Here is a 20120-nt window from a genome sequence, read left to right as displayed (position 1 = left end):
GTCAATGCTCGCAACTGAACGACCTATCGACAACGACAAGGCGGAATCAGAGACAAACGGTCTAGAATCGGCTCATTGAGGGCAGAATGTCTCACCGGAGTGTGAGCGACCACAGTAGGGATGGACAGATGGCCGGCGGCACAGCGGACACGTATGAACTCGACGCCATCGACCGGCGCATCATCAAGGAACTGGTCGCCGACAGCCGCATCTCGATGCGGGCGCTGGCGGAGAAGGCGCACATCTCCCGCGCGCACGCCTACGTCCGAATCGAGCGGTTGCAGGAGGCGGGGATCATCGAAGGCTTCACCACCCGGATCTCGCACTCCAAGGCGGGACTCGGCTCGTCCGCGTTCATCGCCCTCTCCATTCGGCAGGACTCGTGGCGGGGGATCTCCACCCAGCTCCGGACACTGCCCTTCGTCGAGCACTTCTCGCTGTTGGGCGGCGATTTCGACGTTCTCGTCCTGGTGCGCGCACCGGACAACAGCGCACTGCGTCATGTCGTCCTCGAACGGTTGCAGAGCCTCGAGGGTGTGCAGTCGACCAAGACGTGGCTGATCTTCGAAGAAGACAACGGGCCCGGACCGGAATGGGTTCGTTGACGGGACGGATAGGATTCCGTCATGCGCAGCGACCTGATGAAGAACGCGGAACGCAGTGGTGACCCGGGCACCTTCGTGCTACAGAATCCCCGAATGCTCAAGGTGGACTTGGCCGGAACCAGCGGTCACTTCTTTGCCCGGCAGGGATCGATGGTCGCCTACCAGGGCGACGTCGACTTCGCCTACCAGGGCAGCGGCGGTGTCGGGAAGTTCTTCAAAAAGGCATTCACCGGTGAGGGCATGTCGCTGATGAAGGTCTCCGGCAGCGGCGACGTGTTCCTCGCCCGCGACGCCGACGAGATCTTCCTGCTCGAACTCGAGGACGAGTCGGTGACCGTCAGCGGTTCCAACGTCCTCGCGTTCGACAGCTCCCTCAGCTGGGACATCAACCGCGTCGAGGGGGCGTCGATGCTCAGCGGCGGACTGTTCAACACCACGTTCACCGGCCGCGGTGTCCTCGCCGTCACCATCTACGGCACTCCCGTCGTCCTGAACGTGGACACCCCCACGTACGTCGACATGCAGAGTGCGGTGCTGTGGTCGACCGGCCTGCACTCGACGATCCGCAAGACCGCGAAGATGGGCGCCGCGATCGGCCGCGGTTCCGGTGAGGCATATCAGCTGTGCCTCACCGGAAGCGGCATCGTCGTCGTCCAGGCCTCGGAGGGGCACCCGGTTCCCAAGCCGTAACCGCCGCGGCTGCACGGGTGCCCCGGTCACTCACCCTGCCCGGGTGCGGGCGAGGGCGCCGACCGCGACGTCGACGAGCAGGAACGCGAGGAGGCTGACGCCGAGCAGCGGAACGAACCAGCCGACGAGGACGACGCAGGCGGCCCCGGCCACCGCCGCGGCCGGGTGGATTCGCCGCCAGGTGCCCCGCACCGGCGGCCTGCCCACCGCCCGGGTGGTGCCGCGGGTGGGCCTGCGGCGCCACCACAGGAGGTAGCCGCGGACGATCACGGCGAGCAACGCCACCGCGAGGACGGCCAGGACCAGCTGGTTGAGCAGGCCGAACAGCAACCCCATGTGCAGGGCGATCCCCCAGGACGTCAGCTTCGCCGCGAGCGGCCAGTCACCGAATCGCGACACGTCCGTCACCGCGCCCGTCGCCCCGTCGACCGCGATCGCGTCGGTCGAGAACTGCCACGATTCGCGGGTCTGGGTGACGGTGAACGCGGTGCCCGCGTCGGCGGGAACGGTCGCCTCGACGGCACCGGTGACACCGCCCCGCCGCGCCACCTCGAGGACGGTGTCGAGTTCGCCCACGTTGCGGTCGAGGGTTCCCGGATCCGACGCGGGGGTGTGCCCGGCGCCGTGCCCGTCGTGACCGCCCGATGCGGCAGCGCCGGCAGCGGGCGCCGAGTCCAGCTTCTTGTCGATCTTGGGGGTGGTCCAGCTCAGTGCGGAGCGGAGTTCGCCGACGTTCTCGCCCGCGTACCGCGACCAGGTCAGGCCCGTGACCGAGAGGAACACCAGGCCGACTGCGATCCAGATGCCGACCACCCCGTGCCAGCTGAGGGTGCGGTTGCGTCCGCGGCTCGACCGGTCGAGCGTCCACAGCCTGGCGGCGTCCGCGTTGCGGGCGCGGGTGGTGCGGTAGCGCTGCACCCACAGGTACACGCCACCGAGCGCGATGACCCACAGCCACGACGCGGCGAGCTCGCTGTAGAGGCGGCCGGGCTCGCCCAGGTGCAGGTGCCGGTGCAACTGCGAGATCCAGGTGCGCATCGGCAGCGCCCCGCTGCTGCCGTAGACGACGAGCTCGCCCACCGACTCCGCGGTGACGGGATCGACGAAGACCGCGCGGCGCTCGGACTCGCCCAGGGTGGGATCGGTGAACATCACCTGCGTCGTGTCACCCGCTTCGGTCGCCGGGCGCACGGCGGCGACAGTGAGGTCCGGGCGAACCTGCTGCGCGGCCCGCACCTGTTCGGACATCGGCAGGTCCGGGCCGGTCGAATCGACGTGCAGGTAGTCGCGGTAGACCAGCTGCTCGACCGACGGCGCGAGAGCGTAGAGGCCGCCGCTGACGGCGGCGATCACCAGGAACGGGGCTACCAGGATCCCCGCATAGAAGTGCAGGCGCAGGATCAGTGGCCGGAAACTGCGTGGCGGCGGGGAGACCTTCGACGCCGGGGAGGACGCGACCGGTGTGTCGCGTTCGAGGTCAGGGATGGACATGACGATCTCGCTTCGAATCGGGTGAGACGAGCACCCAGCGCCGTCGAGGCCGCGCACGTCCGGGGTGCGCTGGGCAACTCGAGGTCAGGGATGCGCCGACTCAGGAAGGGACCGGCACCGGGACCCGCCGGGAGTCTGCTGGTGCCGTGTGAGAACACGCCGGACCGGCGACCACACGTCTGGTGTGCACCGGGAGGCGGTGAGAAAGGATTCGACTAGACGAGAGCGGGTGGTCCGCGGGTGCCGGCGCCCGCGGCGACCAGCAGCCACAACGACAGCTTCGCGCGGTAGACCGGGGTCGCGGTCCAGGTGCCGGTATCGACCTGCAGCGGGGCCAGGACGGCGAGAACGATCCGTGACAACGCCGCCAATGCCCTGAGGCAGGCGCGTTCGGCGGACCGGACCAGTACAGCGGCCACCGCGATCGCGGCGAGGTGCGCGGCGATCATCGGGGTGGAAAGCCCCAGCCCATGGGAATGATCGGCGGCCAAGGCCAGCGTGGTGTGGCCGATCAGCTGGCCCGCAGCGAGCACCGACAGCACGAACAGCCATTCCCGGGTGGTCACCCGGACAGCGGCGACCGACGCCCCGACCGCGGCGCACGCCGCGAGGAGCAGCACCACCGAGCCATCGCTCGGGGGCATTCCGCCTCCACCGATGCCGTGCGCGGCGATGCTGACCGCGCCGGACAGTGAACCCACGACGGAGCCGCGCACCCGCGCGACCACATCCAACCGTGAATTCACCCCGCGAGGGTACCGCTTCCGTGGCCCACCCCGGCCGCGGGGCGCAGACGCGCGAGGACGTCGGTCAGGGTGACGACACCGATCAGTTGCTCGCTGTGGGTGACGATCGCAAGGTGGCTGCGAGTCTCGCGCATGGTGCGCAATGCGTCGTACACGGCGGCGTCCGCATCGAGGGTCAGCACCGGGCGCATGAGGTCGGCGGCCGTGGCTGCGTCGCCGGTCCGCAGGCTGTCACGAACGTGCACCACCCCCTTGATCCCGTCCTCATCGCGCACGAGCAGTCGGAGGTGGCCGCTTCGATCCGCGACCGCCCTGATCGCAGCCGCAGACGCGTCCGGGGCGACGCTGCTGGGGGCGGTGTTCGGCCGCACCATGTCTCGCACGGCGAGCGATTGGAGTTCCAGGGCGCTGGTCAGTTGACCGTGGTACCGCTCGTCGAGCGTGCCGACGGTCGCCGAGTGCTCGACGAGGTGCCGCAGCGCGTCGGGATCCTGCCCGGCCCCCACCTGGTCGACCGGTTCCACGCCGAACTTCCGCAGACACCGGTTGGCCATCCGGTTCAGCACCAGCAACAGCGGGCGGGTGGCCCACATGAACCCGCGCATCGGGATCGCCAGCAGGGTCGCCGATTTCTCCGGGTGCGCGATCGCCCACGACTTCGGTGCCATCTCACCGACGACGAGATGCAGGAACGTGACGATGATCAGAGCGAGGATGAATCCGAGCACGTCCGCCAGCCACAGCGGGGCACCCCAACCTGCGAAGGCCGGGGTGAGCCAGTGATGCACGGCCGGCTTCGTGACGGCGCCGAGCGCGAGGGTGCAGACGGTGATGCCCAGCTGGGATCCGGCCAGCAGCACGGACAACTCGGAGGCGCTGCGCAGAGCCGCGCGGGCGGCCCTGCTGGTGGGGGCGGCGTCCTCGAGCCGGTGGCGGCGGGCGGCGATCAACGCGAATTCGATCGCCACGAAGAACGCGCTGGCCGCGATCAACCCGACGGTGACGAGCGCGATGACCCATGGATTACTCATCGGTCGAGTCACTCTCCAGGACGCGGAGCCTCACGAACAGCGAGGACGGGACGTGCTTGTCGACTGCCCGCACCTCGGCGTCGAGGCTGCGGACGGGCGGGTCGGCGTCATTGATCAGGTCGGCCGGATCCGGATTCAATCGGATCGCGACGACGTCACCGACGACGGGGAGACCGCCGAACTCGGTGATGACGGCACCCGCGAGCGTCTCGAAGTCACCGGGCGGCAGGTCGTGTCCGAGGATGCGCTCCACCTCGTCGATGTGCAGATCGCCGGGCATCGTCCAGCCTTCGGACTCCGAGCCCGTCACGGACGCGTCACCGTCGGGATCGTGCTCGTCGGCGATCTCACCGACGAGTTCCTCCGCGAGGTCCTCGATCGTGATGACGCCGGCGAATCCGCCGTACTCGTCGACGACGAGGGCCATTTCGTCCCGGGCCGCCGTCAGCTGTTCCAGCACGTCTGGCAGAGGCAGCGACGACGGCACGACGACGGCCGGACGGGCCCGGGACGCGGCCGGACCGTCGGCCTGCTCGCCGAGCAGGTCGTGGAGGTGGATGACGCCGCGCAGATCGTCGGACGAACTCCCGACCACGGGGTATCGGGTGTGGCCCGCGCCCATCTTCTCGCGAACACTGCTCAGGGAATCGTGGGCCCGGACGGTGTCGACGTGGGCGCGGGGAATCATCGCGTGCCCGGCGGTGCGGGTGGGAAAGTCGAGGATCCGGTCGAGCAGGGTCGAGAGTTCCCGCGGCAGCTCACCGGCGTCGCGGGATTCGGCGACGATGTGTTCGAGGTCCCGCACCGTGGCCGAGTGTTCGACGTCGTGGACCGGCTCGATCCGCAGCGCGCGCAGCAGCAGGTTCGACGACTGGTCGAACAGCCAGATCAACCAGCCGAACAGTTTCAGGTAGATCGTCGTCGACAGCGCGAGCCAACGCGCCACCGGTTCCGGCCGGGCGATCGCCAGGTTCTTCGGGAAGAGCTCCCCGAAGAGCATCTGGACGAAGGTGGAGAACAGGACGGCGAGGACGGCGCCGACACCGATCCCGACCGCGGTCGGGATGCCGACGCCGCCGAGGAGCTCACCGAGGCCGCGTCCGATCAGGGGTTCGGCGACGTAACCGACGAGCAGGCCGGTGACGGTGATGCCCAGCTGGGCGCCGGAGAGCATGAACGAGGTGCGGCGAGTGACGCCGAGGGCGCGGGCGGCGCCCGAGTCTCCCGCCTCGGCCCGGGCTTTGAGCCGCGAGCGGTCGACCGACATGTACGCGAATTCCTGGGCGACGAAGTAGCCGGTCAGGGCGGTGATCAGTAATACGACGACGACGCCGAAGCCGATGCTCAGGACGGTCACCATGCGTTCACCCGCGCCCTGCATCCGGGACTGCGGTGATCACTCTGGGGCGGGCTGGGTCTTCGGGGGCGCGAAGCGCTGGTCATGGCTCTCTCTGTATTCGGGGGATGAACCACCCATAGTAAAGGACTCTTTACTCTTGCGGGTGGCGCGTGCGCGGAGTCACTCTGCGTGAGCCGCCGAGAACGCTCGCATCACCGCGGCCGGGATTCGTCCCTTGTCCGACACCGCGATCCCCTGAGCCCGAGCCCACGCGCGGACGACCCCGGGGCTCTGCAGGTCCGCTTCCCGCTGCGCCACGGGAGGAGCCGTCGCGAACGTCGTTTCGAGATCGCTGGTCGCCCGAGCTGATTCCCACTCGTGCAGGCAGGCGCCCAGCCAGCGATAGGTCCACTCCTGTCCCAGTTGCCGCGTCTCGCAAAAGGTCACCGGCAGCGCCGGAAACCGAGCCTGCAATTCGGCCAGCGCCTCCGCGACCTTGGCACCACTGACGTGTTCGAGCTTGAACAGCCGGCTGTACCGGTCCTCGACTACCACGGCGGCCCGAGGCAGCGCGGCCAACTCCGCAGCCGCGTACGTCATCCGCCCGGACAGCAGGCTCGCCGCGAGATCCTCGAGCGTTTTGCGTTCCACCACCGCCACGATCTCGTCGCCGACCTCGACCGCGTAGTCTCCCGCGGACAGCCGTCGGCGAACCGTGGTCGCCTGCTGCTTCCCGAACGTGTACGGATACTTTTCGGCGGTGTCGACGACAATGTCGAGCACGCGGCCGTGGGCCCGCGCCGTCGGCACCGTGACCGCGGGCCTCGCCTGCTTCGCGGTGCGCGGCGACTGCCAGAAGATCATCTCCCGGCCCCGCGCTCGGGTCATCACCAGCTGGGAGCGGTTCTCCCGGGCACGGGTGAGCACCAGGTCGATCGCGGGGCCTCGCCGGGTGCACGAACGAACCTCGAGCCGCTCCAGGATCTCGGCGTCGGCGGGCCACTCGTCGGCCCGGTGGCAGTAGACCTTGGATTCGCGAGGCCAGGGCTGCTTCGCCTTGACGACGATGCCGCCCGGTCCCAGCGGAACCCGCACCAGATAGGGAAGCGTCGAGCCGGCTTCCGGATTCCGCGCGATCAGCAGGTCGTCGGGCATGTCGCCAGAATAGGGGATCAAACGCGGGGCAAACCCGATTCGCGGCCGGTCAGTCGGCACTCTTGATGGTCTTCATCGTGATCAACGAGGTGACCCGCGATACCGCGGGGAGTCCGCTGAGTTTGGTGGCCATGAAGTTCTCGTACGTCGCGAGGTCGCGGACCGCCACCCGGATGAAGTAGTCGGGGATCCCGAACAGCCTCCGGCATTCGATCACTTCGTCGAAGGCGGCGACCCGGGACTCGAACTGTTCGATGGTCGCCTGGTCGTTCACACCGATCTCGGCGGTGACGATCACCTGGAAACCCCGATCGAGCGCTTCCTGGCTGACGATGGCGCGGTAGCCGGTGATGACGCCGTCCGCCTCGAGCTTCTTGACCCGGCGCAGGCACGGGGAGGGAGTGAGACCCACGAGATCCGCCAATTCCGTGTTGGTCAGACTGGAGTCGTTCCGCAGGTGGTCGAGAATTGCGTGATCGATGTCGTCCATTGAACTATTATTGCGCAGAGTATGCCGAATGGGCATTCTCTCGCAATCGCGCACCTGGATGGTTGCTATAGATTTGCGTGGTGATCGATCCAGCTACCCTCGCGGCGACCGCAGTCGTCGACTCCGACCCCCGGCAGGCGCCGGAGTGGCGTCGCGCCCTGCAGGCGTCCCTCCCCGTCGGAATCGGGCTGGTCCCGCTGGGGATCGCCCTCGGGGTGCTCGTCGTCCAGCAGGGGCTCAACCCGTGGTGGGCGATGGTCTTCACGTCGCTGATCTACGCCGGTTCCCTCGAATTCATCGCGGTCGGCATGGTGGCCGCGATGACGCCTCTCCCGTACATCGCGCTGACCGCGTTGCTGGTGAACTTCCGGCACGTGTTCTACGCCTTGAGCTTTCCCCTCGACAGGGTGAGGGGCCGGCTCGCCCGCTTCTACAGCATGTTCGCGCTGACCGACGAGGCGTACGCCATGGCGGTCACCGGCGACCGGCAGTCGATGTCCGGCCGGGTGATCGTGTACTCGCAGGTGTATCTCCACGCGTACTGGATCGGTGGAGCGATGCTCGGAGCGACCGCGGCGCAATGGATCCCGGAGAACATCGTCGGCCTCGACTTCGCGCTGACCGCTCTGTTCGTCGTGCTGTCCATCGAGGCCATCCGGTCCCAGAGCGGTTTCGCGGTGCCCTCGATGGCCGTGATGTGCGCGCTGATCGCGCGACTCGTCGACCCCGGACACATGCTGCCGATAGCGATGGGCGTCTTCGTGAGCCTGCTCGTCATCCGCTACCTCGTCACCCGGCGAAAGGTGCGCACCGATGCCTGACGCCGGTTACATCCTCGCGGCCATCGCGATCATGGCGATCGTCACGTTCGCCCTGCGCGCCGTTCCCTTCGCGATCGTCATGCCGTTGCGCTCGTCCGCACTCGTCGGCTACCTCGGTGTCTACCTGCCCGCCGGGATCATGCTGATCCTGGTGGCGTACTCCCTGAAGAACGTGTCCGTCACCGCCCCGTCGCACGGGATCCCCGAACTGATCGCGGTGGCGGCGACGGCCGCGGTGCACCTGTTGCGCAAGAATGCGGTGCTCTCGATCGTCCTCGGGACCGGGCTGTACGTCGTCTTGATGAACTGGGTATTCGCCTGAGCCCGGCGCGCCTCACGTTTACGACGCAACCACACGGGTAGGCAGGAACCACAAGACAGTCGGCCGTTTCTCGGGAAGGACGCACTGATGAGTGAACAAGATGCACGCTCGGTGACCGGTGTTCGGGACAAGGACTACAACCTGATTTGGTTCGTCGAAGCGTCACTGAGCAACGCTCTGCGTCTGGAGGGCTACATCTCGGATGCCGACATGGACGGCGACGCCGAGTTGGCCGACTTCTTCCGCCGCGCCCAAGCCGTGAGCCGGAAGGGTGGCGATCTGGGCAAGGCCATGCTGGCCGCCCGCCTGAAGAAGGAACAGTAGGCCCCCGGACTACGGCCCGGATCGGAACCCATCCGCCGGTGTAACCGGATTCCCGGGCTCAGCTGCTCTGTGTATGCCAGGGATCGCCGCGGACAGGCCTGCCCGCGGCGGTCCGCTTTTCGTTGTCGCGAAACCGCGGCTCGTAGTGATGGAAGAAGACCTTGCCGACCAGGTCGCGTCGGCTGTGCACGCCGGTCTTGTCGAAGATGCTCTTCAGATGTTGCTGCACGGTCTGTGCCGACACGTGTAGTTCGACGGAGATCTGCGAAGTCGACGCCCCCTGCAACACCATCGACGTGACCTCCTTCTCGCGCTCGGTCAGCCCGTACGCCGACATCAGCAGCGGATACAGGCGGCTCGGATGCGCCGGCTCCACGATCACCGCGATCCGCCGCCTGCCCGTCGACGTCAGGCATGCCCCATGCAGCACCAACCACGCCCCCGACCTCGACAGCACCCGCGAGATGGCCACGTCGCCCAGCCGGTCGCGGTCTTCCACACACCGCAACACACGACCGGCGAGAGTGATCACCGCGGCCGGCAACTCCCCCCGATCCCAGTCCCCGCCCGGCAGATCCACCATCCACCGGTCGACCCCGGGCGTCGCGGATTCGATGTTCCAGTTCTCGTCGAGGACGAGCAAACCCGGCGAATCGGCATACTCCGGTTCCTCGGCCTGCCCGTACAGCAGTGCGCGGCGGGCACCGCCCGCGAGGACCGGCGCTATCTCCTGCACGAACGACTTCTCGGTTTCCGAGAACATCGGCATCCCCTCGTCGCGATAGAGGCTCAGCGCTCCCCACGTTTCTCCCGAGCGCGTGCGTAACCGCGCAATCAGCTCCTGGTCGCCGCCGAGTGTCCGGTTCCGGCGCCAGCGCGGACTTCCCGACGGATCACCGTGCGCGGCTTCGTGCAACGTGGAAATCCCTTCGGCCGAACGCATTACGTCGGGGACGGACTGAACGTCGTCCTCGTAATACTCGGCGGCCAGCCATTCCCCGGGAAATTCGTCCATGCCGAAGTGATAGTGACTGGTCATCAGCATGGACACGGGGTCGAGAGTGAACCAGCACGGCGTCCAGTAATACGGGACGACACCGGCGACGACGTCCGACGCGTCCCGCCATAGCGACACCAGGCCGCGTGGTGCGGCGCACAATCGTGCGACCTTGTCTGCCGCGCACTGCACGGAATCCACGCTCACGAGTCAATCGTACGAGCGCGGATCGGCGCCGGAAATACCAGAATTGTGGAATGGTGCGCCCGCTCCATCGCTCCTAGCGTCGGTGACATGTCCAAAATCGATACCACGAATGTGCGGCTGAGCCCGCCGCCACCCCAATTGATGCGGCTGGTCAACCCGTTGGTCCGGCGGGTCCTCACGACCCGGTCACTGGGGCGGCGCATCCGGCGCCAAGGGCTGATCGAGTTCACCGGCCGTCGTACCGGGCGCACCCTGCGGGTGCCGGTGTGCCTGCACGACGTCGACGGTCAGACGCTCGTGTTCACCGAGCGTCCGTGGCGGCGCAACTTCGCCGGCGGCGCACCCGTGACGGTCACCCACCGGGGCCGTGTCCGCCGGGGCCGGGCCCTGCTACTGGAGGCCACCCCCGCCGAGGCAGGCGCCGCATTCCGTGCCGCGCTCGACGACGGGGCCACCCCATTCGAACTGGGCCTGAAGGTCCCGCGGGGATACGAGCCGACCGAAGCCGACCTGGCCACGATCGCCCGGTCACTGATCCGCGTCGACTACGACGACTGAGGAGAGTTCCCATGCGTATCAACAATATCCGACGTGATATCACCGCTCTCAGTGACGAACTGGAAGTACCGGGGATCGGACACCTACCGGTGAACGCGTACGTTCTCCACGCCGCCGAACCCGTCGTCGTCGACACCGGACTCAGCCTGCCCGGATGCGGCTTCATGGAAGCCCTGGGCTCGGTGCTCGATCCCGCGGACGTCGAGTGGATCTGGCTGACGCATCCGGACCGCGATCACACCGGCGCGTTGTTCGACTTGCTCGACGCGGCGCCGCGCGCCCGCCTGATCACGACCTTCGCGGGCGTAGGCATCATGTCCTGCGCACGGCCCGTCCCGATGGACCGGGTCTACCTGCTCAATCCGGGTCAATCCCTCGACGTCGGCGATCGGACACTGACGGCGCTACGGCCCCCGCTGTTCGACAATCCCAGCACCGTCGGCTTCTACGACGACCGCAGCGAGGCCTACTTCTCGTCGGATTGCTTCGGGGCGCCGATGGAGACCGCCGAACTCGCCACCGCCAACGACGTCGGGTACTCCACACCCAACGCCGTCCGTTCCGCGCAGCACCTGTGGGCCACCGTCGACAGTCCCTGGGTGCATCTGGTGGACGAGACGAAGTTCCTGCGCACCGTCGCCGCGCTCCGAGCGCTCGACCCGCGATGGATCCTCGGCACCCACCTCCCCCCGGCGGACGGACGCACCGCCGAGTTTCTGGACATGCTCGCCGAGGCACCGAAGTCAGACCCCTTCATCGGGCCCGACCAGGCCGCACTCGAGCAGATGCTGGCCGGATTCGAGCCTGTCGGGTGAGGTCCACCGCAGAACGAAAACCGCCGGCACCACATGGTGCCGGCGGCTTCTGCGACGGTGCCGTCATATCGCCTCTCGGCAAGTGGTCGCTCTCGGCGACAATTTTAATGTGGTACCCGGGGTATGTCCGACACCGTCGACGGGTTCAACTGTACCGTCCTCGGAGATATTCCGCCCCTCCCGCGTCACACGTCGTGGTTCGCCGTCGGATGCGCGATCGCGAGCAGCGCCGGCGCACCTCGGCCCGGCCAGGTGCCCTCCAGAGTGTGCGAGCCGACAGGCGCGACCCGATCCGGATCGATCACCCGGAACACCCGCACGCCGATCCGGTCCGTCGTGATGACGGTGGTCGTTCCCTCATTCGCACAGTTCACGGCATCGACGACCGGCACGGTCGAGACCGGTGAGCCGCTACCCGACACCTTGGTCGTCACCTTTCGGCGCTCGCCGGGTATGTCGAACTGGAGTTCCGCCTCGGTCCCTCCCGTCAGGATCGCCGTCACGAGCGCATTCGCGTACACCGGGTCGGCGCACGCGTCGTAGACCCAGCGCTCACCCAGCACGGAATGCTGCATCGTGGTGATCAGCGACGCCTCCGCACCGGCCATCGGGGCACCGCGATAGGTCACCGGCACCTGCACGACCTGCCCGTCCGCCGTCCGGACCAGGTGGGTTTCGATGCCGACATCCCCGGCCGGATCATCGAACCGGTACGCACCGACGACCTCGACGGACGACGCGTCGGCGGACCCGATCCAGGGCTGGCGCGGAACCCAGTCACCGAGCATCTCGGCCTTGGACGGGGACAGCTGAGCGTGATGGATGAGAGCCACGCGGCCGACGGTACCGCGTCACCCGGCAATCGGTGCTGGGTCGACAGTGCCGATCAGGACCGCGGCGCCGCGGTGAGCTTGGCGATGTCAGCGGCGTAGACGGTCATCCAGTGCGGATGCAGCCGGTAGTAGACCACGTCGTTGTCCCAGTCGAAGAAGTCTTCGCCGTAGAAGTCTGTGAAGTAGGCGAGCAGGTCCGGCCAGTCCGCGGCCGGCTCGCCGTCCTGGGGGTTGAGGATCTCCACCGTCCCGTGCGTGAACACACCCAGGTCCTCACCGCGCAGGTGCGCAGCACTGACGGCGGGACGGGCGGCGAGGTGGCGGGCCTTGGCGGCGCCGCGCGCCGTGCCGAAGTGCCACTTCCCGTGGAGGAAGTGCCCGTCGACACCGCTGATCCGCGGTTCGCCCTTCGTCGTGACGGTGGACAGGGCGAGGGTGCACATGCCGGTGACGATCTGGGTGAGCTGTTCTGCGGTCAGGGTGCTCTCGGTGTTGATGATGGAACGCAGGTGTGCGGTGGAGCGGGACAGGGAGGCGTCGAGGAGGGTTTGGAGCTCGTCGAGCTCTTCTCGTGTTTCGCGCATGGAGGTCCTTATCTGTGTCGATGTCGATCCGGGGCCCGGCGCCGAACGGTGAAACCATGCTCGCACCGAGACCCTGACATCCTGTGTCAGGTTTTTCCGTCGATCTGCTCGGTTCAGCTCGTGGACGTGTGTCCCAGTGCGGACATTCCGGCATCGAAACTCTCCAGGGCCGCGCCGACCGCCGCGGCGACGGTGACCTCGAAGACCTGATCCTCGTTTGGTCCGGCGGCGAGAAGTTTGTCGATGTCGCTGTCGGTGATCGTGTAGGAGGCGTCGCGGACCGCCGCCGCGTAAGCCTGCCACGGTTCGGGAAGCGGGTCGCCGGACGCGGCGGCGAGACGCAGGGCGGGGGCGGTGGTGGCAGGCCGATGCAACACCGAGTGGCGGAGGTCGGCCACGGCATCGTCACTGCCGTCGGGTCTCGCGCCGTCGGCGAGCAGGAATCCGGGGAAGCGATAGCCGAATCGGTGCAGGGCGCGGGTACCGCTGTGCAACTGGCCTTCTCGGAGGGTGAAGCCGAACGCGTTGGCCAGGCGGTTGACGATGTTCCACACCAGGTTGACACGCAATGCCTCCACCAGCGCCTGTTCGGGCAGGTCGGCGACTCCGGCGGGGTCGGCACGGTCCGGCGTGCGGCTGATCGTGTCGAGGAACTCGCGGACGGCGCTCAGTGGGGGCCGTGCCGACGCGGGACGATCCGGGTCGATCTCACCGTGGCCGGCGATGCGGGTGAGTTCGGCGTGCGTGTCGATGCAGAACGGACAGCGGTGCAACTGCGCGGTGCACATCGCGAGGTACTCCCGTTCCGCGGCGGTCCAGTACGACGGCCCGCGCATCGCGTCGGCGGTGAGCTCCAACAGCGGACGGGTGAGGAAGCCCGGCCGGTACAGCAGGAGCTTCACGATGTCGGGGCTGTCCACGCGCGACATGGTGGACGTGAGCGTGAGGAACAGTTTGGTGCGTCGGCTGTGGCCGTGGTCGAGAATGGACAGTCTCATGGGGACTCCGTGAGGTCGAGTTCGAGCAGACGTCGGGCGAGGAATCGCCGGTCTGCGGGATTGCCGGCGAGTTCGTGTGCTCGCCGGTAGGCGATTGCCGCCTCCGTGGTGCGGCCGAGACGGCGCAAGAGATCGGCTCGTGCCGCATGAAGCAGGTGGTAGCGGTCGATTCCGTTGATTTCGTCGATCAGCGCGAGCCCCTCCTCCGGGCCGGTCGCCATTGCCGTGGCCACGGCGTGGTTCAACGCCACCACCGGTGACGGATCGACCGCGAGCAATTGGGTGTACAGGGCGGCGATGCCTGGCCAGTCCGTGTGATCGGTCGAAGCAGCCTGGGCGTGCAACGCGGCGATCGCGGCCTGCAATTGGTACGGACCCGGTCTGCCGAGGCGTAGCGCCCGGTCCAGTACGCCGATCGCTTCGGTGATCTCGGCGCGATCCCATCGTGAGCGGTCCTGATCCGACAGCAGCACCACGTCGCCGGCGGGATCGTAGCGGGCGGCGCGGTGCGAGTGTTGCAGCAGCAGCAACGCGACCAGTCCGAGCGCTTCGGGTTCGTCGGGCATGAGGGTGGCGACGAGCTCGGCGAGCCTGATCGCCTCCTCGCACAGCGTGCTCTGCTCGAGCCGACCGGGGGCGTAGCCCTGGGTGAAAATCAGGTACACCACCGCGAGAACGCCGGAAACCCGCTCGGGCAGTTGGTGATCGGCGGGCACATCCAGACTGATGCCGGCGTCGCGAATCTTGCGTTTCGCCCGCACCAAGCGCTGCGCCAGCGTCGACTCGCCGATCAGAAACATGCGGGCGATCTGCCCGGCGGTCAGCCCGGCCACGGCCTGCAGGGTCAGGGCGACCCGCGCGTCCTCGGCCAGGGCGGGATGACAGCACGCAAAGATCAGGCTCAACCGCTCATCACCCATGCGCAGCAGGCTGTCCTCACCGACGTCCGTCATCACCGTCACCACCCGGGACTGTTCACCCACCTGGGCGAGCTTCTCCCGGCCGAGCCGCGCCCGCCGCAGCCGGTCGACCGCGCTGTTGCGGGCCGCCGTGAGCAGCCAGGCCACTGGGTCGTTCGGTACGGTGTCGCCCCACTTGCGCAACGCGAGTGCACAAGCATCCTGCAGCGCATCCTCGGCGAGTTCGAAGTCGCCGAGCACGTGGATCAGAGCTGCGAGCATCCGGGCCCTGTGTTCCAGGTAGACCTGCTGCAGCCCCGGTTCGGCGTTCATTCGCCGACGACCGTCACATTCGCCGGACGGTGATCCAGGCCCGGCACATCGACGATGGGCCGCACCTCGATCGACCCCTGCTCGGCCAACGGGCACAAGGCGGCCAGCTCCAGGGCTTCGTCCAGATTGCGACAGTCGAGGACATAGGCGCCGCCGAGGTGTTCGTGGGTCTCGGCGAACGGGCCGTCGGTGATCAGCGTCCGACCGTCCCGAACGCTGACCGTGGTGGCGGTGTGTTCCGGCTGCAGGGGGTGCCCGGAGACGAAGACTCCGCGGCGGCGGCACTCGTCGGCGAATGCGTTCACCCGGGCAAGCGCATCGGCGAAACCCGGATCGCCCGGTTCGGGCCGCTCACAGTTGTAGATCAACAGCATGTACTGCACAGGTCCTCCTCTCACCCGTGAAAACTCGGCTGTAGAGAATGACGAACGAGCCAACCCTATCTCGACTTTTCGGCCCACTCGGTTTCGATGTCGATGCCCTCGACCGAACCGGCTCGACGTCCGGGCGCGTTCATATCACCGGTCCGGAGGAGAGTCGGGCTGCGTCGACGTCGCGGTCAGGCCCGCGAGGAGGATGTCGACGCCACGTTCGAGTTCGGCGGCGCCGTCGTAGGACGCCAGCACCGGCGCCAGGCCCCGGATCAGAGGGAACTCGGCGATCGGCAGGCGGTGAAGGCCGAGGCGCAGAAGGTCGTCGGACTCGTCGGGACGCTCGACGAGTTCCTGCAGTTCGTTGAGGACGTGGCCGTAGAGGAAGCCGAACAATGCCCGATAGACGTGCAAGGCATCGGCGTCGGTGAAGCCCGCTTTGGTGAGCAGGGTCAGGATGTCCTCGAGTGGACGCAGGGTGCCGAGCGGCCTGAGCCCGAGCGGCGTCGACAGCGGCCTGGTGACCAATAGCGGGACCACCTGAGGATGAGCGAGGGCCAACCGGCGAAAGCCCCGCGCGACCTCCCGCAGCTGCGTCGCCCAGTCGCCGTCGTCGGTGTCGACCTCGAGTTCTTCGAGGACACGCTCGGCAACCCCGTCGAGCAGCGCGGCCTTGTTCGGGGCGTGGCGGTACAGGGTCATCGGGTCGCGGCCGAGTGCTTTGCCGAGGCGGCGCATGGACAGGCCGTCGATGCCGTCACCGTCGATGATCCCGAGCGCGCACTCGAGTATCCGCTCACGGGTGATCGGGCCATCGTCGGAGTGGATCGAACGACGCTCGGGCATCTTCGCCACCTTCCCTCGCGTTCAACTGTAGGCCTAAACCGTAGATCTACAGTGTTGACTTGCGACGGAATCCGGCGTTGACTTGATTATGCACCGCGGGCCACAGGAGGCCGTCATGATCGTCCGAGATCGTCGGAGGCGCAAGCGTGTTGAACTCCAGCGGCGACGCATTCCCGCTCACGTACGACGCCTGATCCGCACCCGCCGCGTAACCGAGAAACGAGAAGCATCGCCATGAGTATCGGGAAAAAGCTTCGGCACAAAGCTGAAACCGCTGAAGGCGCCGCCAAGAAGACCGTCGGGAAGGCGCTCGGAAACGAGCGCATGGAGGCAGAGGGACGTGCGCAGGAAGCCAAGGGCAAAGCCAAGCAAGCCGGCGACCAGATCAAGCAGGCAGGCCGGAAGATCAAAAGAATCTTCACACGCTGACCCTCCACACCAGTCCGAATCTCGACCCCCGTCCCGAAATCAGGCCTCATCATGATCATTCTCGGCATCATCCTCGCCATAGTCGGCTTGGTCCTCAGCGTCCCAGCGCTCCTGTACATCGGGATAGCGCTCATCATCATCGGAGTGGTGCTCGAGGTCATGGGGATGGCCGGGCACGCGGTCGCGGGCCGACGCCACTACTACTGACGCACAGCCGGTCCAGGGTGGGTCCGGAATCTGGAGTAGACCATGGCGATATCCGACATCAAGGAATACGCGCACCTCACAGCGGAGGACGTCGAGGCGCTCAGCACCGAACTCGACGCGATCAGGCGGGACATCACCGATTCACTCGGTGAGCGCGATGCCACCTACATCCACCGCACGATCGCCTTCCAGCGCGGGTTGGACGCCGCTGCGCGGCTGGTGATCCACGCAAGCCGGACGCGCGTCGGATGGGCACTCGGGACCACGGCTCTCGCCGTGGCCAAGAGTGTGGAGAACATGGAGATCGGGCACAACGTGTCCCACGGCCAGTGGGACTGGATGAACGACCCGGAAATCCACTCCAGCACCTGGGAGTGGGACATGGCGGGTCTGTCGTCCCAGTGGCAGTACTCCCACAACTATCGCCACCATGTGTTCAGCAACGTGATCGGGATGGACGACGACCTCGGGTTCGGCGTCATCCGCATCACCCGCGACCAGCCGTGGAAACCGGACAACCTGCTGCAACCGCTGCGGAACCTGTTGCTGGCGACCACGTTCGAATGGGGCATCGCCCTGCACGGGTTGTATTCCGAACAGGAGCGCGCCGGCACCGCCGCCGAGAAGTCCGGCCACACCCGAGCGCTGATCGGCAAGATCGTCCGGCAGACCGGCAAGGATTACGTCCTCTTTCCCGCCTTCAGCGGGCGGCGGTGGCGCCGGACGCTGAAGGCGAACCTCACCGCCAACCTACTGCGGAACCTGTGGGCCTACGTCGTGATCTTCTGCGGACATTTCCCGGACGGCGCAGAGAAGTTCACCCCCGCCGAACTGGAAAACGAGATCCGGGCGGAATGGTATCTACGCCAGATGCTCGGCACCGCCAACTTCCGAGCCGGCCCGGTGCTCGCATTCCTCAGCGGCAACCTCTGCTACCAGATCGAGCACCACCTGTTCCCGGACCTCCCCAGCAACCGCTACCCGGAAATCGCGACGCGGGTCCGCGTACTGTGCGAGAAGTACGATCTGCCCTACACCACCGGTTCGCTTGCCAGGCAATACCTTTTGACCCTGCGCACCATCCACAAGTTGGCACTCCCGGACCGGTTTCTGTCCGCGACCGCCGACGATGCTCCCGAGACCGCGTCCGAACTGAAATTCCGCACCGCATCCATCACGCCCGCCGACGGAGCCACCGGGCGCCGCACAGGACTCCGCACCGCGCTGCGCGCGCACCGCCGATGAGCCGATACGGACGAGCGGTGACGCCGCGGGCATTTCGCCGTCATGAACGGTATCGACCGAGTCGGGGTGGTCGAAGATACCGGCGGTCCTTCTCCGTCGTGCCACCCCAGACGCCGAACTGCTCACCGGTGATCAATGCGTGATTTCGGCACTCGGTCAGCACCGGGCAGGGCTCGCAGACATGCTTTGCGGCTCGTTCTCGCCGAATGCGTGCGCCCTGCCCTTCCCCCTCACACGGAAAGAAGAGCTCTGTGTCCGTGGACCGGCAACGCCCGTGCATCCGCCAGTCCCAGTTCGACGTGGAGGGCGCGACCGGCCGGAGTTCGAACCTGTGCTGAGACATCCTGGTCGCCTCTTTCGTGAGAAACGGTGTTCGCTCGACGCGAGGTGTTGGCGACCGCTGGGGTACTTGCATCCCTTCGGTATGTGAAGGGACGGTAAATACGGCCATTAGGTCGGTCGACGCCTGCAGTCGTGTTTCTAGCCCCTGAACAGCGGAGATGGTGCCGATCCGGACTAGATGGTGGCACCGATCGCGGGTGGATGTCAATGCAGGTCTTGACGGGAGCATACATATCCGAGAATATGGCCGTACAAATGTTGTGCGAGTGCGAGGTGGAGTGATGGGCAAGCTGAACGAGGAAGAGGCGTACCTGGTCGAGACGGTGCGCGCCTTCATCGACCGCGACGTGAAGCCGACGGTGCAGGCGGTGGAGCACGCCAACGAGTACCCCGAGAAGTGGATCGAGCAGATGAAGCAGATCGGGATCTACGGTCTGGCGGTTCCGGAGGAGTACGGCGGATCGCCGGTGTCGATGCCCTGTTACGCGCAGGTGACCCAGGAACTGGCCCGCGGGTGGATGAGTCTGGCCGGGGCGATGGGCGGGCACACCGTCGTGGCGAAGCTGCTGTCGCTGTACGGCACCGAGGAGCAGAAGCGGCAGTACCTGCCGAAGATGGCGACCGGTGAGATCCGGGCCACGATGGCGCTGACCGAGCCCGGCGGCGGGTCGGATCTGCAGGCGATGTCCACCAACGCCAAGTCCGACGGCGACGATCTGGTGATCACCGGGTCGAAGATGTGGATCTCCAACGCCCGCCGGTCCGGGCTGATCGCGCTGCTGTGCAAGACCGACCCGAAGGCGTCCCCCAAGCACAAGGGGATCTCGATCGTCCTGGTCGAGCACGGTCCCGGTCTGACGGTGTCGCGGGATCTGCCCAAGCTCGGCTACAAGGGTGTCGAGACCTGTGAGCTGTCGTTCGACAACTACCGGATCTCGTCGGACGCGATCCTCGGCGGGACCCCGGGCAAGGGGTTCGCGCAGATGATGAAGGGCCTCGAGACCGGCCGCATCCAGGTGGCCTGCCGGGCCCTGGGTGTGGCCACGGCGGCACTCGAGGACTCCCTCGCCTACGCACAGCAGCGGGAGAGCTTCGGCAAGCCGATCTGGAAGCACCAGTCGATCGGCAACTACCTCGCCGACATGGCGACCAAGCTGACCGCGGCCCGGCAGCTGACCTGGCATGCGGCCGAGCAGTACGACAGCGGTGATCGGTGCGACATGGAGGCCGGGATGGCGAAGCTGTATGCGTCGGAGGTGGCGATGGACATCGCCCTCAACGCGGTGCGCATCCACGGCGGTTACGGCTATTCCACCGAGTACGACGTCGAGCGGTACTTCCGGGACGCCCCGCTGATGATCGTCGGTGAGGGCACCAACGAGATCCAGCGCAACGTCATCGTCTCGCAACTCGTGTCGCGCGGAGGGCTCTGATTCGCGTGC

Annotated in this window: 25 protein-coding genes; 11 read left to right on the top strand and 14 right to left on the bottom strand. The window is 67.1% G+C overall.

The features are described from left to right. The first annotated feature begins 128 nt into the window (after positions 1-128). Positions 129-605 carry an Lrp/AsnC family transcriptional regulator gene (locus QM693_RS00515; RefSeq protein ID WP_280779499.1) on the top strand — a complete coding sequence of 159 codons (477 nt, stop codon included), beginning with the start codon at positions 129-131 and terminating at the stop codon, positions 603-605. A gap of 21 nt (positions 606-626) precedes the next feature. Beyond that, positions 627-1295 carry an AIM24 family protein gene (locus tag QM693_RS00510; RefSeq protein ID WP_283333162.1) on the top strand — a complete coding sequence of 223 codons (669 nt, stop codon included), beginning with the start codon at positions 627-629 and terminating at the stop codon, positions 1293-1295. A 30-nt stretch (positions 1296-1325) separates the two neighbouring features. Here QM693_RS00510 and QM693_RS00505 read toward each other — a convergent pair whose 3' ends face one another. The 6 genes from QM693_RS00505 to QM693_RS00480 all read right to left on the bottom strand — a co-directional run bounded on the left by QM693_RS00505 (position 1326) and on the right by QM693_RS00480 (position 7547). Continuing rightward, on the bottom strand, positions 1326-2786 hold the full coding sequence (locus tag QM693_RS00505) for a PepSY-associated TM helix domain-containing protein (RefSeq protein ID WP_283351016.1): 1461 nt from the start codon (positions 2784-2786) through the stop codon (positions 1326-1328). Positions 2787-3001: 215 nt separating this feature from the next. Next, a complete protein-coding gene (locus tag QM693_RS00500) occupies positions 3002-3532 on the bottom strand; it encodes a hypothetical protein (RefSeq protein ID WP_283351015.1) in 531 nt (176 codons plus the stop codon). Continuing rightward, complete coding sequence (locus QM693_RS00495; RefSeq protein WP_283351014.1) at positions 3529-4563, bottom strand: CNNM domain-containing protein; 1035 nt, start codon at positions 4561-4563, stop codon at positions 3529-3531. The genes QM693_RS00500 and QM693_RS00495 overlap by 4 nt, the downstream gene beginning before the upstream one ends. Continuing rightward, complete coding sequence (locus QM693_RS00490; RefSeq protein ID WP_283333166.1) at positions 4556-5923, bottom strand: hemolysin family protein; 1368 nt, start codon at positions 5921-5923, stop codon at positions 4556-4558. The genes QM693_RS00495 and QM693_RS00490 overlap by 8 nt, the downstream gene beginning before the upstream one ends. A gap of 159 nt (positions 5924-6082) precedes the next feature. Continuing rightward, positions 6083-7057, bottom strand: coding sequence for an ERCC4 domain-containing protein (locus tag QM693_RS00485; protein WP_283351013.1), 975 nt, complete (start codon positions 7055-7057; stop codon positions 6083-6085). 49 nt (positions 7058-7106) lie between these two features. Next, a complete protein-coding gene (locus QM693_RS00480) occupies positions 7107-7547 on the bottom strand; it encodes an Lrp/AsnC family transcriptional regulator (RefSeq protein WP_005254660.1) in 441 nt (146 codons plus the stop codon). 77 nt (positions 7548-7624) lie between these two features. Here QM693_RS00480 and QM693_RS00475 point away from each other — a divergent pair, with 77 nt between their 5' ends. The 3 genes from QM693_RS00475 to QM693_RS00465 all read left to right on the top strand — a co-directional run bounded on the left by QM693_RS00475 (position 7625) and on the right by QM693_RS00465 (position 9014). Beyond that, positions 7625-8368: an AzlC family ABC transporter permease gene (locus QM693_RS00475; protein WP_283351012.1), complete on the top strand. Its 744-nt coding sequence runs from the start codon at positions 7625-7627 to the stop codon at positions 8366-8368. After that, the gene (locus QM693_RS00470) at positions 8361-8690 is read left to right on the top strand and encodes a branched-chain amino acid transporter permease (RefSeq protein WP_283351011.1); all 330 of its coding nucleotides are present in this window, start codon (positions 8361-8363) and stop codon (positions 8688-8690) included. The genes QM693_RS00475 and QM693_RS00470 overlap by 8 nt, the downstream gene beginning before the upstream one ends. Before the next feature lie 87 nt (positions 8691-8777). Then, positions 8778-9014: a hypothetical protein gene (locus QM693_RS00465; RefSeq protein WP_005254663.1), complete on the top strand. Its 237-nt coding sequence runs from the start codon at positions 8778-8780 to the stop codon at positions 9012-9014. Positions 9015-9072: 58 nt separating this feature from the next. Here QM693_RS00465 and QM693_RS00460 read toward each other — a convergent pair whose 3' ends face one another. Beyond that, entirely contained in the window at positions 9073-10203 is a 1131-nt protein-coding gene (locus QM693_RS00460; RefSeq protein ID WP_283351459.1) for a helix-turn-helix transcriptional regulator, read from the bottom strand. A gap of 102 nt (positions 10204-10305) precedes the next feature. On the opposite strand from QM693_RS00460, the gene QM693_RS00455 reads away from it, so the two are divergent. After that, positions 10306-10776, top strand: a complete 471-nt coding sequence (locus tag QM693_RS00455) for a grhN (RefSeq protein WP_280779483.1) — start codon at positions 10306-10308, stop codon at positions 10774-10776. A gap of 11 nt (positions 10777-10787) precedes the next feature. Continuing rightward, positions 10788-11591, top strand: coding sequence for an oxygen-binding di-iron domain-containing protein (locus QM693_RS00450; protein ID WP_283333174.1), 804 nt, complete (start codon positions 10788-10790; stop codon positions 11589-11591). 185 nt (positions 11592-11776) lie between these two features. Here QM693_RS00450 and QM693_RS00445 read toward each other — a convergent pair whose 3' ends face one another. The 6 genes from QM693_RS00445 to QM693_RS00420 form a co-directional block, all read right to left on the bottom strand. After that, the gene (locus QM693_RS00445; protein WP_283351010.1) at positions 11777-12424 is read right to left on the bottom strand and encodes a CG0192-related protein; all 648 of its coding nucleotides are present in this window, start codon (positions 12422-12424) and stop codon (positions 11777-11779) included. Positions 12425-12477: 53 nt separating this feature from the next. Next, positions 12478-13008 (bottom strand): pyridoxamine 5'-phosphate oxidase family protein, encoded by a 531-nt coding sequence (locus QM693_RS00440; RefSeq protein WP_283351009.1) that lies wholly within the window; start codon positions 13006-13008, stop codon positions 12478-12480. 113 nt (positions 13009-13121) lie between these two features. Next, positions 13122-14006: a carboxymuconolactone decarboxylase family protein gene (locus QM693_RS00435; RefSeq protein WP_283333177.1), complete on the bottom strand. Its 885-nt coding sequence runs from the start codon at positions 14004-14006 to the stop codon at positions 13122-13124. Further along, positions 14003-15238, bottom strand: coding sequence for an RNA polymerase sigma factor (locus tag QM693_RS00430; RefSeq protein WP_283351008.1), 1236 nt, complete (start codon positions 15236-15238; stop codon positions 14003-14005). Before QM693_RS00430 ends, QM693_RS00435 begins: the two co-directional genes overlap by 4 nt. Continuing rightward, positions 15235-15612, bottom strand: coding sequence for a YciI family protein (locus tag QM693_RS00425; protein WP_283351458.1), 378 nt, complete (start codon positions 15610-15612; stop codon positions 15235-15237). The genes QM693_RS00430 and QM693_RS00425 overlap by 4 nt, the downstream gene beginning before the upstream one ends. 144 nt (positions 15613-15756) lie before the next feature. Next, positions 15757-16464: a TetR/AcrR family transcriptional regulator C-terminal domain-containing protein gene (locus tag QM693_RS00420; protein WP_283351007.1), complete on the bottom strand. Its 708-nt coding sequence runs from the start codon at positions 16462-16464 to the stop codon at positions 15757-15759. A 225-nt stretch (positions 16465-16689) separates the two neighbouring features. On the opposite strand from QM693_RS00420, the gene QM693_RS00415 reads away from it, so the two are divergent. The 3 genes from QM693_RS00415 to QM693_RS00405 are packed head-to-tail and all read left to right on the top strand — an operon-like array spanning position 16690 to position 18336. Continuing rightward, on the top strand, positions 16690-16884 hold the full coding sequence (locus QM693_RS00415; RefSeq protein WP_280779476.1) for a CsbD family protein: 195 nt from the start codon (positions 16690-16692) through the stop codon (positions 16882-16884). Positions 16885-16935: 51 nt separating this feature from the next. Continuing rightward, the gene (locus tag QM693_RS00410; protein ID WP_009476302.1) at positions 16936-17091 is read left to right on the top strand and encodes a DUF6131 family protein; all 156 of its coding nucleotides are present in this window, start codon (positions 16936-16938) and stop codon (positions 17089-17091) included. A gap of 42 nt (positions 17092-17133) precedes the next feature. Next, positions 17134-18336 carry a fatty acid desaturase family protein gene (locus QM693_RS00405; protein ID WP_283351006.1) on the top strand — a complete coding sequence of 401 codons (1203 nt, stop codon included), beginning with the start codon at positions 17134-17136 and terminating at the stop codon, positions 18334-18336. A 40-nt stretch (positions 18337-18376) separates the two neighbouring features. Here the strand turns inward: QM693_RS00405 and QM693_RS00400 are convergent, their stop codons facing one another. Then, positions 18377-18616, bottom strand: a complete 240-nt coding sequence (locus tag QM693_RS00400; protein WP_283351457.1) for a WhiB family transcriptional regulator — start codon at positions 18614-18616, stop codon at positions 18377-18379. Between the two features lie 343 nt (positions 18617-18959). Here QM693_RS00400 and QM693_RS00395 point away from each other — a divergent pair, with 343 nt between their 5' ends. After that, the gene (locus QM693_RS00395; protein ID WP_283351005.1) at positions 18960-20111 is read left to right on the top strand and encodes an acyl-CoA dehydrogenase family protein; all 1152 of its coding nucleotides are present in this window, start codon (positions 18960-18962) and stop codon (positions 20109-20111) included. Positions 20112-20120 lie beyond the last annotated feature (9 nt).

The sequence above is a fragment of the Rhodococcus sp. IEGM 1305 genome (assembly GCF_030058635.1).
In the GTDB taxonomy this organism is placed as follows: Bacteria; Actinomycetota; Actinomycetes; order Mycobacteriales; family Mycobacteriaceae; genus Rhodococcus_F; species Rhodococcus_F opacus_D.
Note: the sequence above shows the minus strand (reverse complement) of the source record. Positions and strands in the feature narration are given on the sequence as shown.